Origin of the sequence: Thermococcus alcaliphilus, assembly GCF_024054535.1 — an archaeon.
Classification (GTDB): Archaea; Methanobacteriota_B; Thermococci; order Thermococcales; family Thermococcaceae; genus Thermococcus_A; species Thermococcus_A alcaliphilus.
In genome coordinates this window covers 12496-26735 of record NZ_JAMXLV010000019.1, presented here as the reverse complement: position 1 = coordinate 26735, position 14240 = coordinate 12496, and the positions used below count along the sequence as shown (strand labels likewise).

Here is a 14240-nt window from a genome sequence, read left to right as displayed (position 1 = left end):
ATATTTAAGCTTTTCCCACAGGAAAAACAGAAAAAAGAACCAAAACTACTCCCTAATCAGCTTCAATGCAACCTCCTTGTACACCTCCGGAAGAATCTTAAGGGGGTTTATCTCAACGTACTCATTCGGCCCGTGAATATTGCCTCCTCTCGGTCCAAAGTCTATTGCCTTAACTCCATAAGGTGTGAAGAACCTTGAATCCGCTGCTCCAGGCCCTTCTACGGGTTCGGCTTTCTCGCCAAATTTTTCAAGCGTTTCAAGCATTGCCCTTACTATCTCCTCCTCCGGGTGGGTAAAGAGGTAACCTGCTTTCTCGTTGCTGTTTACGATAACCTCTGCCTCTGGGATGTTAAAAGCAACAACCTCTTTTATAGTACTCTCGATGTCTTTATGGGAATGGCTCATTGCCCTTATGTCTAGCCTCAGAACATGCTTGCCATCCTTAAAGGAATAGATGTTGGGCGTTATCGATACTCCATAATCGCTGTACTTTTCAGGCTTTATTGGAGCTCTCACCAAAGGCACTATCGCCTTTAAAAGCTTCATTAAGCCCATATCTGCTTCAACTTCCTCTCCTCCCTCTCCTGGCTCAAGATACTTGAGCGTTACCTCACTCGGCACGACGTTTCCCTTGAGGAACTTCCCTTCAAGAGAGACCGCCAAAGCGTTTGAATTCCTCAAAAAGTGCGACAGTGCTATCATCGGATGAGTATCAACTCCAGGAAGGAAATATGCCGCATGCCTCGTTTCAAGAATTGGAGTGTTCACCTTAAACTTCCTCTCTTTTAGGACCCCTATGAGCTTGATTCTTTCAGAAGGCACACTTATAGTAACTCCAAATCCCTTTCTCCTGCGTATTATGGGTTTCATGCCAATGCCATCTGCGTTGATCATGTATTCCGGAAGGTTATTTTCGCTCTTCAGCTTTTCAGCAATGTGCATTGCCATTTTTCCACCAATTTCTTCATCACCGGTAAATGCGAACAGAATCTTCCCCTCAAGCTCTATTTTTGAGAGCTCTTTCAATGCTAACATTACTGAAGCTACGTTTCCCTTGTCATCGGCACTTCCCCTTCCGTATGCTCTGCTACCTTTAATGGTCAGCTCAAACGGTTCAGTCTCCCACTCTTCTCTGTTTACGGGAACCACATCAAAGTGTGCCATGAAGAGGAGCTTTGGTTTCCCACTCCCTATTTCACCATAGACTGCATAATAGCCATCTTTTTCTATCAGCTCAGAGTCAATGCCCCAAGAAGACAGTGTATCCATTATAAACTTCGGGCAGTCCTTTGAGGGTTTTATACCTTTTGCCGGGTCGTTTGTTGTGTCAAATTTCACTAGTTCGGAAAGGAGCTCCACAACGTCCATAGATGACACCATTAAAATTTTCATCGAAATGATATTTAAGAGTTTTCACCCTCGTTCACTAGTGTTAAAGAGAAAAGTTTACGATTCTCTAACTCATCTCTCTAAAAGGGCAAAGCTCTCACGAGATAAACACAAATTTTATATACTTCGTATTGCATAATGTATTTCAGGTGATATTGCATGGCCGTCATTACAGTTAGAGTTCCAGATGAGATAAAAGCAAAGATGAAGGGGATAAATATAAACTGGAGTGAAGAAATAAGGAGGTTCATAATCAAGCGCATAGAAGAGGAAGAAAGGAAGAAAAACCTTCAAAAAGCCCTTGAAATTCTCAAGGGGAAAAAGAGCGTTGAGAGAGGTTTTTCAGCGAAATCTGTGAGGGAGGATCGTGATAGTAATTGATGCATCTGCTCTTGCTAAAGTGCTCCTTCAAGAAGAGAACTGGGAGAGTGTTCCACTAACGGAAAAAACTGCAACGCTGGATTACGCTCTTGTTGAGGCACTAAACGCTATTTGGAAAGCTGTTATCCAAAAACGGCTAGATGAAGAAGACGCAAAAGACAGAACTGAAGCACTGAAGTATCTCGCCAAAAGCCTGTTGCTCTTCGAAGCCAAGAATTACTTTGAGCGTGCTTTGGAGATAGCATTGAAAGAAAAAATTACCATTTACGATGCTCTCTACATAGCCCTCGCGGAAGAACTAAAAGCTGATCTCTACACCTCCGACGTTAAGCAGTTTGAGGCAGCAAAAAAATACGTAAGGACAAAGCTCATCCAATAAATTTATTTTGCAAGAACCTCAAATCCATTAGGAGGTGAAAAAATGAAGCCAAAACCAATGCTCTTTGAGGAGATACCAAACGAAGTAATAGCGGCTGAAGAGGGAGATGAAGGAGTGGAAGAAGAAACCACTGTGGAGCAGTTTTTTGCCGAGAGCAAGGGCAACACGCTGTATTTCTCCTACGTAACGACAAACGCAAAGATAACTATAGGCATAACACACGACAGAGCAAGCCTAGAAGAAATGGTAAAGGCGGCAAAGGAACTCTTGGCAGAGTTTAAGAAGAAAAAGGAATAATCAAACGTTTATTCTTTTCCATATTGTTCCTTGGGGTGTGTCTTCGAGTTGAATACCAAGCTCTCTGAGCTCGCTCCTTATTTTGTCTGCCAGCTCAAAGTTTTTCTGTTTTCTAAGTGCACTTCTAACTTCAATTAATAATTCTATTAGTTCTTCTTCCTTTGTCTCTTTGGCCTCTTTGAAGTAGTCCTCGAATATTCCAAAGACTTCGCTTACCATCTTGAAGAACTCGAGGGCTTTTCTAAGAACGCTTTCCTTTGGCTTCTCAACCTTCTCCAGATACCTGTTTACGGCATTTGCCACCTCAAATATTGGCTTCATAGCCTCAGCCGTGTTGAAGTCATCGTCCATCGCTTCATAAAACTTCTTCCTCGCATCCCTTACCACTTCATAAAGCTCAAACTCTTCTTTGTCCCATTTGAACGGCGTTTCTGCCTTTTCAAGGGCTATTCTAATATTCTCAAGGGTGTTGTAAAGCCTCTCAAGGTTGTTCTTTGCGTGCTGAATTCCCTCTTCCGTGTAATCTAACGGAGAGCGATAGTGCTTTTGAAGGACAAAGAACCTAATGACCTCTGCCGAATATCTTTGAAGGAGCTCCCTGATAGTAACGAAGTTTCCAAGGCTTTTGCTCATTTTCTCTCCTTTGACCATTACAAAGCCCGTGTGAAGCCAGTAACGCACCCATTCTTTGCCGGTGCATGCCTCTGTTTGAGCTATCTCGTTTTCGTGGTGCGGGAAAATTAAATCGTTTCCTCCTCCGTGAATGTCGAACTGTTCGCCGAGGTATTTGGTGCTCATGGTAGAGCACTCTATGTGCCACCCAGGCCTTCCCTCACCCCAGGGACTTTCCCATTTGGGCTCCCCAGGTTTTGCTTTCTTCCACAGGGCAAAGTCCTCTGGATTCCTCTTCCCTTCTCCAGGCTCTACTCTCGCTCCTTTTCTAAGATCCTCGAGGTTTATCTTGCTCAACTTCCCGTATTCTTGGTACTTTCTAACTTCAAAATAAACGCCATCGCTTCCTTCGTATGCATAGCCTTTTTCCTCAAGCTTCTTCACGAATTCTATTATATCCTGAATGTGCTCCGTTACCCTTGGGTAAATGTCGGCAGGCTTTACCTTCAAAGCCTTCATATCCTCAAGAAAATACTTCAAGAACTTCTCAGCCAGCTCTTTCGGATCTTCTCCGGTTTCATTTGCCCTTCGGATAATCTTGTCATCTATGTCGGTGAAGTTCATCACCATTAAAACCGTGTACCCCTTATGCTCCAGGTATCTTCTAATAACGTCAAAGGCAATATAAGTCCTTGCATGGCCGAGATGGGTGTAATCGTAAACAGTCGGTCCACACACGTACATTCTGACCTCGCCATCCCTCAAAGGCTTAAATTCCTCCTTTTGCTTGGACATCGTGTTATAAACCTTCACCCCAATCACCTAGAGAGAATTCTCCGAAGTTTTTATTAGATTATCGCTTCCGGCAAGTGCAAAGCTTAAAAACCCCCTCCCATAATCTAAACCAGTTTTTGAAAAAAGGAAAGAGGGAGGTTATGATTATGAAAGTTGCAAAGAAAGACGTAATAAGGCTCCACTACACCGGAAAGATAAAAGAAACAGGAGAGATATTTGACACGACTTATGAGGATGTTGCAAAGGAAGCCGGAATCTACAGCGAGAAGGGAATTTACGGGCCAGTTCCGATAGCAGTTGGTGCTGGACACGTTATAAAAGGCCTTGATGAAGCCCTCGAAGGCCTAGAAGTTGGAAAGAAGTACACCATTGAGCTCCCGCCAGAGAAGGCATTTGGAAAGAGAGACCCAAAGCTCATAAAGACATTCACAATCGGCCAGTTTAGAAGACAGGGCATCTATCCCTTCCCGGGACTTGATGTGGAAATCGAGACGGAGAGCGGAAAGAAGCTCAAGGGCAGAGTAATGAGCGTATCCAGCGGTAGGGTTAGAGTTGACTTCAATCATCCATACGCTGGAAAAACCGTCGTTTATGAAGTTGAGATACTTGAAAAAATAGACGACCCAATAGAGAAAGTGAAAGCCCTAATTGAGCTCAGAATCCCAAGAATAGACTTTGAGAAAGTGCAGATCGAAGTTGGCGAAAACGACGTTAAAATAGACTTTGGAGAGCAGACAATAGACCCAAGGACTCTCGTTTTAGGCGAAATCCTTCTTGAGAGCGACCTCAAGTTCCTTGGGTATGAGAAGATTGAGTTCAAGCCAAGTGTCGAAGAGCTTTTGAAGCCACCAGAGGCCAAGGTTGAGGAGGAACTCGAAGAGGAAGCCAAAGAGGAAATGAAAGCAGAAACAGAAGAAAAAGCTGAGGAAACAAAAGAGGAAGCCGAGGAGACAACGGAAACAGTAAAGGAAGAGACAACAAAAGAAGAAAAGGTCGAAGAAAAAGAGGAAAAACCAGAAGAAAGCGAAGAAGCCCCAAAAGAAAGTGAGGAGAATAAAGAGTGATTCCTTTATCTTTTTCTATTTGGTGAAAGCTTTGAAGAGGATAATCACCCTTTATGCCTTTGCTGGCTTTCTTATTTTGATTAACTATCGATTGGGGAGGAACATCTATGAGTGGGCGTTCTACGATGTCCTCTTCTATGTGGTTATACCTCTCATCGCTGCTTATTTACTTGGCTTCAAACCCAACGAGCTCGGCTTTAAAATAGGGAAAAGAGATGGCTATATCTGGGCTCTTGCCCTCTTTCTCCTCTCTCTTCCTATAAGTGTTTATGCCTCCCAGCTAGAAAACTTCAAGGCGTATTACCCGATATTTGCCTACTCTTCTTGGGAAGATTTCCTCCTTAAGGAGCTTTTGATTGGCGTTATCATGTTTGCTCACGAGGCATTTTACAGGGGGATTATCCTCTTCCCCCTTGCAAGAAAAAACGAATTAGCTGCCATAATTGCCCAAAACATCCCATACACTCTCGTTCACATAGGCAAACCGCCATTGGAAATCCCATATTCCTTCATAGCAGGAATAGTCTTTGCAAAAATGGATCTAAAGAGCGAAAGCTTTCTGCCGAGCTTCCTTCTTCACTGGATTGGTGCGGTTGTTTTTGACATCCTCTGCACTATAGGAGCCTGAGGGAGATGTTGCCGTTTACGGTAGATAGCACAACCTCGTATTTACCGCTTCCAAGAACAGTACTGAAAGATTTTGGTCCATGAACCGGGGGCTTCGAAAGCTCCCCTGGGATCTCTGAGTCTATTTTTCCGTTAACAGTGGTAGCTTTGATTACTGCATCGGCATCTTTTGGAATGTAGGCTTCAATTCTTCCGTTAACTGTAGAAATCTTGACATTGTTGTTTATGCGAGACAGCAGAGCTGTTATTGAACCATTCACAGCAGATATTTTTTCAGCAGAAGTGTTTTTTATGGAAATGTTTCCATTCACAGTGCTGACTTTCCCGACTTTTTTAACGTTCTTTATGGATATTGTGCCATTAACGTTTCCAGCTTTTTCTATTTCAACGCCTTTTGGCACTCTGATATCGAAGTTAACAGCACTTCCTCCAATGTTAATGCCAAAGTTCTTTTTCTGTTCAACTTTAATCGTAAGAGTATTTCCCTCTTTTTTGACCTTTATCTTTGGCTCTGCACCTAAAAGCCCCCACTTTTTCTCGGCCTTTAGTTTTATAGTTTCGCCCTCATAACCTTCGATCTTTATGGTGCCGTTTACGTTTCCAATCTTCAGCTTTGTTCCTACTCCTACCTTGTATTCTCTCTCAACAACTTCTATCATATTTCCCACCTCTAATTAAATATGGTGTGGTCAAAGGAAAAGAAAAATGTGGTCAAAATTGATCAGTTAGCTTTGCAGTTCCATAGCCTACAAAGAGAACCTTATCTGGGTCCAAGGCCTTGACCACTTCCGGCCTGTGGGTTATTATCAAAGCTGTTATGCCAGCTTCCCTTAGAATTTCACTTACCTTTTTGGCGACCCTCATAGCGGTGAGAGTGTCAAGATGTGCCGCAAATTCGTCCATAAGCAGAAGATTTGGCTTTTCTGCAAGTAAAGATGCTATCTTTGCCCTCTCCTTTTGGCCAGTGGAGAGCTCACTGAACTTTGCCCTATAAAGAACGGCATCACTTAATCCAGAACGGTTTAGAACTTCAACGGCAGCATTTAAATCCCCTATTTTTCTGTAAACGTGCTCCAAAATGCTTTCACTACCAAAAGTAGGCTCCTGCTCTCCAGGCAGTAGAGCTGAAACCTTAACGTTCTCCGGCACCTTAATCTCTCCACTCGTAGGTCTGTATTTCTCCTCCCAATAGCCAAGTGCTGCGCCAAGGAGAAGTCTAATGAGGGTCGTCTTTCCAGCTCCACTTGCCCCAACCACCGCAACTATTTCGCCAGGCTTAATTTCAAAGTTTAAATTCCTCAAAACAGGCCTCTGTATTACCCTATGTCTAACCCCAAAGGCTTCCAGAAGGAACCTTATCTCCTCTGGAAGACCTTTTATATCCAGTTCACTCTCAAACACCTTGCTAACATTCTCAAAGACTATCGACCCCTTTAGGGACTCAACCTTTCCATAGCTCGGCTTCCATAACCTACCATCCTTGGGAGCATATGAGTCTTCTCTGAGGAATCTTTCGATGTATTCTTTAGCCTCCTCCGTTAGTGGGTAGAAAAGCACTGGTCTTCCGCTTGCGGTTTCCCAGAGAAACTTAAACCCAACTTTCTCAAAGAACGGATTGAAGCGGGCCATCTGGGCTATAGTTTCTACAATGTGCTTTCTTTTCCTCATCTCCGGGACTCTTCTCTCACTTATCCACTCAAGGGCAGCTTTAACGCTGAGCTGTCCAAGCCCGTCGCTTCTATAGTCCGGATGCACAACGACCCTCGCTATTCTAGCTCCAGCCGTGTTGCTTTCTCTTAAAGCCTGCCATTTAGCCTTCTCCCATAGCAAATGGCGTGCAATCTTTTTTGTGTGCTTTTTCTTGAGCTCTTCATAAAGCTCTTTCATGATTTTCTCCGGCCAGAAGGAGGGCTTAAACCACTCCTCTGGAAAAACCTTCTCTCTTATATTCTTTTCTATTTCTCCATTGGGCAAACGACGGTGCATTAGCGGAATAGGCGGGTCAACTCTTACATAAGCCAAAATCCTAGGCTCATATTCCTCCCTGTTTTCAAGTTCAAGGAGCAGAAACCTCGAGGCTGGAGTGGAACCCTTAATCTCGAGGATGTGAACGTCTTCACTTCCACAGACCGGGCACGGCTGCTTCGTGTTTGCCTCGAAGATGTGGTTGTTCTCACACCTCCAGAGGGCAACCCTCTCCTTTTGTGAGGCGTAGTGATACTGCTCAAGCTCCGCTATTGCCTCAAAGTCGCTTTCATAAGTTGCTTCCCTTGCCCTTATCCTATAGGTGTACAAAAGCTCTCCAGTCAGGGGAGAAAAGCGCTTCGCCTCATACTCCTTTTCCCACAACGGCCAGACCTTTATTTTGTCCCCTTCGTAAAACTTGTAGAGCTCATAATCGTCAAAGTCGAGCACATTACCTTTTTTGGATTTGTTCTTGATGTGTATCTCAACTTCATCCCCCGTTACAAACCATTGAGCGATACCGCTCATGTACAGCTTGTACCTCTCCCCGGCATCTACCTCAAGAACTCCAAACCACCTGTGCTTGAAGCGAGGGACTTCACTCCCCACGACCTTTCCCCTAATTATCATCTAACCACCCAAGAGATTTGGGCGAAGGGATATTTAAGTGTTGAGCGGGGCAATAGGTTTAATAACGCTAAGGTATATATCTGAACGGTGATGACCATGGAAGACCCCTATATCTGGATGGAAAACCTAAGTGACGAGAGGATTTTAAAATTCATAGAAGAGGAAAATACCCGCTTTAGAGAGTTCCTGGGCGATTTGCCCGATAAACTCATCGAGGAGGTTAGAGAGCACTATTACCTCCCCAACGTCGTTGAAGCTCACATAACAGAGAGAGGGACTTTTGTAAGGATAAACGAAAAGGGAAGGCAGGCAATAAAGATTCTCGAAACAAACGAAGTCATAGTCGATTCAAAGCAGCTTGAAGAGGAACTTAAGGATGAAATTCTTCTGCAAAACTTCACCGTAGACCGAGAAGGGGAAAGGTTAGCGTACAGCTTCTCAATAGGCGGGGCTGATGAGGGCATTACAAAGATAGTTGACCTAGAGAAAGGCGAGGTAATTGAAGAGATAAAACCATCACTCTGGAACATCGTTTTCCTTGATGACGGCTACTATTTTGCACGCTTCTATAGGAAGGGAAAAACACCAGACGGAGTTGATGCTCCTGCGGAGAGAATCTTTCTCAAAAAGGGCGGAGAAGAAAGGATGGTCTTTGGGGAAGGGTTAGGCTCAGGATACTTTATGAGCATCCGCAAGAGCAACTACGGTAATTATGCGTTAATAACGCTCTCACTAGGGTGGAACAAGAGCGAGATTTACTTTGGTCCCCTTGAAGAGCCGAAAAAATGGGGAAAGGTGTATTCAAGCGAAGTTCCAGCGTATCCAATTGATTACGTGGATGGAAAACTTTACATTTACACAAGGGAAGGAAAGGGACTCGGCAAGGTCATTGCCATTGAAAATGGAAACGTAAGAGAAGTCATCCCAGAAGACGAGTTCCCGCTGGAGTGGGCTATAATTGCTGGCGATAAAATCCTTGCCGGCTATCTCGTGCATGCTTCATCACTGCTGAAGGTCTTCACCCTCGATGGGGAACTTCTTGAGGAGATTAAATTTGACATGCCCGGACAGGTTCAACCCCTAGACACCGACGGAGAAAAGGCAATACTGAGGTATGAGAGCTTTACAATCCCATATCGCCTCTATCTCTTCAAAGAAAGGCTTGAGCTGATTGATGAAGTGAAAGTTGAAGGTAGCTTTAAGGTTGGCGAAGACTTTGCAACGTCAAAGGATGGAACTAGGGTACATTACTTCACTGTAAAAGGAGAAAAAGACGAAAAGAAGGCATGGGTCTTTGGCTACGGCGGCTTTAACATTGCCCTAAAGCCCAGGTTCTTCCCACATGCAATACCGTTCATAAAGCGCGGTGGAACCTTTGTAATGGCAAACCTCAGGGGAGGAAGCGAATACGGTGAAGAGTGGCACAGAGCTGGAATGAGGGAGAACAAACAGAACGTCTTTGACGACTTTATTGCAGTTCTCGAGAAGCTCAAAAAAGATGGCTACAAGGTTGCCGCCTGGGGAAGAAGCAACGGCGGTCTTTTGGTTTCAGCTGTTTTAATCCAGAGACCGGACGTCATGGATGCCGCTTTAATAGGGTATCCGGTTATAGACATGCTGAGGTTCCATAAACTTTACATCGGAAGCGTATGGATTCCCGAATACGGCAACCCGGATGACCCAAAGGACAGGGAGTTTCTCCTTAAGTATTCCCCATATCACAACGTAAAGCCCCAAAAGTATCCCCCGACATTAATCTATACCGGCTTGTACGATGACAGAGTTCACCCCGCACATGCACTTAAGTTCGCAAAGAAGCTCAAAGACCTTGGAGCTCCCGTTTATCTGAGGGTAGAAACAAAGAGCGGACACATGGGGGCTTCACCAGAGACGAGGATTAAAGAACTGACAGATCTGCTCGCTTTCGTGGTTAAGACCTTGGAGATTAGGGTTTAGAACCTAAGGCGCTTTTAATTTCTTCGTATCTTTTTCTAGATTCTTCCCTTTCCTTTTGCAGTTCTTTACCCAGAAGTTTAGGCCTTTTCCTCTATCAGCTTCATAATCTTGCTGTGCAGCTGCTTAATTAGCTCCCTTCTATCCTCCATGAGGACAACGTCGCTCGCTCCGATTACCTCAAGGTTGAAGGCAAATGGACTCGGAAGCTCGTTGTGCTCTATAACGACCTTTATCTTCCCCTCTTTCACCCAGCTCAAAAAGAGCTCCGCGTTTTCTATGTCCATCTTGTCCTCCATTATTTCCCTGTAAACCTCCTTTAAAAGTGGAAAATCAGGATAGTTCTTCTTCAAGAGCCTCAAAAGGGTTTGTGCATTCAGCTGTTGCCTGCTTAAGCTCTTCTTTCTCCCCATGTACCTCCTGAGGATGAGCAACCCTCTGTTTGCCACATGCCTAAAGCGTCTTTTTAAGAGCTCCGTGTTGTCTAATGCTCTCTTTAAAGTCTCTCTTAAGTCATCAACCTGAAACAGCTCCTTAATTTCCTCTTCGCTTAGGGGCTTCTCCTTAGGGAGGATAAGCATAAAGCCGTTATCGCTTATTGCTATTCCCACGTTTGTTCTCTTCTTCTTGCTGATAAGGTATGCAAAAGCCCTGCTGAGGGCTTCGTTTGCTCTGCGCCCTATTAGGGTATGGAAGAAATACTTAGCCCTTCTCTCGTCAAAGACCTCCTCAACTAAAAGAATTTCGTCATCTGGAATTGTGGAATACTTCTCCTGCTCCCTGAAATATCCTAAAATTGCCTTTGCAGCTTTTTCATCGATTTGATACTTTTTCATGAGGAAACTTTTAGCCCTTCTGTTGTTCAAGAGACCCTTAACTTCTTTTCTAAACCGCTGAACGTCTATAGCCAAATCAAAGCTCAGCGGCAGCATCTCAGAAAACCACGCCGGGATTGTGGGCTTCGCCCCTTCCTTTGGCACAACATATATTCTGTTGCCCCTAGATTTTTTAAACTCATACGTCCTGCCGGCTAAAACGAAGATATCCCCAGGCATTAACCTCTCGGCAAATTCTTCCTCAACCGTTCCTATGAAGCGCTTATCGAGAGTGTAAACTTCAATTTTTGCCTCATCAGGGATAGTGCCGGTATTCATGTAGTAGATTGCCCTTGTCATTTTCCCTCTCTTACCGAACTTGCCTTCCTCCTCATCGAGCCAGATTTTTGCATAAACCTTCTTCTCCTCTAAACCTGCGTATTCTCCAGCGAGATAGCGTAAAACGCTCATGAAGTCCTCAAAACTCAGATCATGATAAGGATAAGCTCTCTTCACAAGGGAGTACGCTTCGTTTATATCCCATACTCTTTCAAGAGCCATGCCAAGGAGGTGCTGCACAAGAACATCCAGCGGATTCTGAGGGATTTTAATTCTATCCAGCCTTCTATTTCTCGCGTTATGGGCTAAAACCGTACACTCCACTAAATCATCCCTATCCAAAACAAGGATTACGCCTTTGCTGACCTCATGCAACCTATGCCCAGCCCTTCCAATTCTTTGAAGTGCTCTGTTGACGCTCTTGGGGGAGCCTATTAAAACAACAAGATCAATGCTTCCGATATCAATGCCAAGCTCCAGAGAGGTGCTTGAAACTACCGCCTTGAGCTCACCTCTCTTCAGTTTCTCCTCAACTTCAAGCCTAACATCCCTAGAAAGGCTTGAGTGATGTGCTTCAATTAGCTCAGCGTATTTTGGAAACTTCTTCTTGAGATGATAAGCTACTCTTTCGGCACCGCTTCGTGTGTTTGTAAATATTAAAGTCGTCCGATGCTGCTCTATAAGTTCATCCAACCGTTTATACAATGCTTCGCTGAGTTCACTTGCTGGGGCATAGATGAGATCCTCAACAACGCTCTCAACCTTAATTTCAGTTTGCTTTGCAAAGCTAACATCCACTATAAGGCCAGGCCTTGGACTTCCATCATCGTTGTAGCCAAAGACAAACTTGGCAACCTCCTCCAAGGGATGTATCGTCGCACTTAGGCCAATTCTTACGAAGTCTCCAGCAAGATTTTGAAATCTCTCAAGGCTTAAGGTCAAATGAGTGCCCCTTTTGTTTTCAGCCAAAGCATGGACTTCATCAATGATCACGTATTTAACTGTTTTCAGTCTTTGACTAAATTTAGGGGCATTTAGGGCTATTGCCAGGCTTTCAGGAGTGGTTATCAAAATATGGGGTGGCTTTTTTACCATCTTCTGCTTTTCATAGCTTGAGGTATCGCTAGTTCTAACAGCCACCCTTATCTCCGGCAATTCATACCCGAGCTCTTTGTAAACTTCCCTTATCTCACTTAACGGCTCCTCAAGGTTCCTTCTTATATCGTTGTTCAAAGCCCTCAGCGGAGAAACGTAGAGAACGTAAATCTGGTCTTCCAGCTTACCCTCCTTCCCAAGAAGAACAAGCTCGTTTATAGCAGCTAAAAAAGCCGATAATGTCTTTCCACTACCCGTTGGAGAGGATATTAGGACGTTTTCTCCCTTGTGGATTTCTACAACGGCATATCTCTGGGGAGGAGTAAAAGTACCGAACTTACGCCTAAACCACTCTGCAATGGGCTTATCGAGTATGGCATAGATTTCCTCATCGCTGTATTCCCTGTTTGCAAACCTTATCATAGCTCTCAATCATCCTACATAGTCGGACTTTAAAAATTTTGATACGATTTTCGAACAAAATCATTTAAAGACCCAAAACTAAATTTCGGTAGGGAAAAGCATGGAGAAGCTTAAGAAGGCCGTTGAAGAGTTTAACAGACTTCATGGAAGCGAGGCTCAGGCTGAGATAATAGAAGTAAAAGAGGATGAGGCAATAATCGAATTTAAAGGCTCCTTCTGCAAGACCTGCGGATTATTTGACTATTTTGAGGACATTACATGGGAAGCTATTGAATTCGGACTAAAAGTGGAACCAGTTGAGATTGTTGAAAAGGAAGAGGACTTTGAAAAAGGGAGGTACGTGGTAAAATACAAAATTTATCCCAAGGAGACAACTGAATAGAGGAAAAGTACAAGGAAAACCAGTCCAGAGAAGTAAGCGATCGAATGTGGTAGATCAAGATGAAAGCTCTCTTGCTTTCTCTTTGCCTTTAGATACATCGCCGTTGGTAGTATGCCTGCATAGAGTATTCCGCCAAAAGTCCCAGCCAGCCATAGAGCATTCACAAAGCTCTTGAGACCGGCAAAGTATATTAGCAAAGGCGGAAGCACTGTTAGCAGCCATGCATAAAGCCTACCTATTCCTAAAACATCTTTTATGTTATCCATTTCCGAGAGGGCTATACCTATGTAACTTGTACATATTGCTGCAAGGGGCAGAACAAGACCTAGAATCCTTCCCAGATTTCCGTATAACCTTTCAAGTGCGCTTGTTGCGAGCTCAGGCGTATCTGAACCAAAGGCTCCCACAAATGAAAGGACAAAGAAAGCATAAAACACCATTGGAACAAGGTAGCCTATAAAGACCGCTTTTGTGGTTGTTTTTATGTCTTCGAGTCCTTTGAGGAGCTCAGGGATTACCATGTGGCTGACATAAGCAAAAATCACAACTCCCAATCCGTTTAAAGCTGCAGAGGTGTTGAAAGTGGACAAATTATTTACGTCAATCCTTCCCAAAACAAGACCTATCGAGACTGCAAGGACTAAAAGAAGAAGCCCCGTAAGAGCCAATTCCGCCTCCCCAGAGACTTTAAGATCCATAAAGACTATCAGGCTCATTAAACTCCAGAAGGCTAAAGCAGCGAACTCAGGCTTAACCCCGGTTAAGGAAGATAAAATATCAGCACTCCCTGCAATGTATGCTATGAGAGCCCCATAAGCCAAAGCAGAGATGCTGAGAAACATTGAAACTCCACCTATATTTCCCAAATGCTCCTCAGTGAGTTTTGAAAGGCTTTTTCCGGGATTTTTGGATGAGACTTCAAGGACGAACAGGGCAGTAAGGAGTGTCATCAATCCAGCTAAAATTACAATAAAAATCCCAAGAACTCCTGCTTCCCTCAGTGCATACGGTAAGCCCAAAACACCCGCACCAATTTGAGTACCTATAAGTATTGCACTTGCCTCAGCTAATCTCAGCCTCCTCATGCTCCCACC

Annotated in this window: 13 protein-coding genes; 7 read left to right on the top strand and 6 right to left on the bottom strand. The window is 44.1% G+C overall.

What is annotated here, in order from left to right:
- Positions 1-45 precede the first annotated feature (45 nt).
- A complete protein-coding gene (locus tag NF859_RS03905) occupies positions 46-1392 on the bottom strand; it encodes a M20/M25/M40 family metallo-hydrolase (protein ID WP_289846412.1) in 1347 nt (448 codons plus the stop codon).
- A 156-nt stretch (positions 1393-1548) separates the two neighbouring features.
- Here NF859_RS03905 and vapB point away from each other — a divergent pair, with 156 nt between their 5' ends.
- From vapB to NF859_RS03890, 3 genes are read left to right on the top strand one after another with little or no spacing between them, the layout of a single operon-like run.
- Complete coding sequence (vapB, locus tag NF859_RS03900) at positions 1549-1770, top strand: type II toxin-antitoxin system VapB family antitoxin (RefSeq protein WP_252743105.1); 222 nt, start codon at positions 1549-1551, stop codon at positions 1768-1770.
- Positions 1757-2149: a type II toxin-antitoxin system VapC family toxin gene (locus NF859_RS03895; protein WP_252743104.1), complete on the top strand. Its 393-nt coding sequence runs from the start codon at positions 1757-1759 to the stop codon at positions 2147-2149. The genes vapB and NF859_RS03895 overlap by 14 nt, the downstream gene beginning before the upstream one ends.
- 42 nt (positions 2150-2191) lie before the next feature.
- Positions 2192-2446: a hypothetical protein gene (locus NF859_RS03890; protein ID WP_252743103.1), complete on the top strand. Its 255-nt coding sequence runs from the start codon at positions 2192-2194 to the stop codon at positions 2444-2446.
- Here NF859_RS03890 and cysS read toward each other — a convergent pair whose 3' ends face one another.
- Complete coding sequence (gene cysS, locus NF859_RS03885; protein ID WP_252743217.1) at positions 2447-3877, bottom strand: cysteine--tRNA ligase; 1431 nt, start codon at positions 3875-3877, stop codon at positions 2447-2449.
- 122 nt (positions 3878-3999) lie between these two features.
- On the opposite strand from cysS, the gene NF859_RS03880 reads away from it, so the two are divergent.
- A complete protein-coding gene (locus tag NF859_RS03880) occupies positions 4000-4917 on the top strand; it encodes an FKBP-type peptidyl-prolyl cis-trans isomerase (RefSeq protein ID WP_289846411.1) in 918 nt (305 codons plus the stop codon).
- A gap of 31 nt (positions 4918-4948) precedes the next feature.
- Positions 4949-5545 carry a CPBP family archaeomyxosortase MrtA gene (gene mrtA, locus NF859_RS03875; RefSeq protein WP_252743102.1) on the top strand — a complete coding sequence of 199 codons (597 nt, stop codon included), beginning with the start codon at positions 4949-4951 and terminating at the stop codon, positions 5543-5545.
- Here mrtA and NF859_RS03870 read toward each other — a convergent pair.
- Entirely contained in the window at positions 5532-6203 is a 672-nt protein-coding gene (locus NF859_RS03870; protein WP_252743101.1) for a DUF4097 family beta strand repeat-containing protein, read from the bottom strand. The genes mrtA and NF859_RS03870 overlap by 14 nt on opposite strands.
- A 52-nt stretch (positions 6204-6255) precedes the next feature.
- A complete protein-coding gene (locus NF859_RS03865) occupies positions 6256-8139 on the bottom strand; it encodes an ATP-binding cassette domain-containing protein (RefSeq protein WP_252743100.1) in 1884 nt (627 codons plus the stop codon).
- Positions 8140-8235: 96 nt separating this feature from the next.
- Here NF859_RS03865 and NF859_RS03860 point away from each other — a divergent pair, with 96 nt between their 5' ends.
- A complete protein-coding gene (locus tag NF859_RS03860) occupies positions 8236-10095 on the top strand; it encodes a prolyl oligopeptidase family serine peptidase (RefSeq protein ID WP_252743215.1) in 1860 nt (619 codons plus the stop codon).
- A gap of 77 nt (positions 10096-10172) precedes the next feature.
- Here NF859_RS03860 and NF859_RS03855 read toward each other — a convergent pair whose 3' ends face one another.
- Complete coding sequence (locus NF859_RS03855; RefSeq protein WP_252743214.1) at positions 10173-12764, bottom strand: ATP-dependent helicase; 2592 nt, start codon at positions 12762-12764, stop codon at positions 10173-10175.
- Between the two features lie 100 nt (positions 12765-12864).
- On the opposite strand from NF859_RS03855, the gene NF859_RS03850 reads away from it, so the two are divergent.
- A complete protein-coding gene (locus tag NF859_RS03850) occupies positions 12865-13146 on the top strand; it encodes a hypothetical protein (protein ID WP_252743099.1) in 282 nt (93 codons plus the stop codon).
- Here NF859_RS03850 and NF859_RS03845 read toward each other — a convergent pair.
- Positions 13122-14231: an aromatic amino acid transport family protein gene (locus NF859_RS03845; RefSeq protein ID WP_252743098.1), complete on the bottom strand. Its 1110-nt coding sequence runs from the start codon at positions 14229-14231 to the stop codon at positions 13122-13124. The two genes, NF859_RS03850 and NF859_RS03845, sit on opposite strands and share 25 nt — an antisense overlap.
- Between the last annotated feature and the right edge of the window lie 9 nt (positions 14232-14240).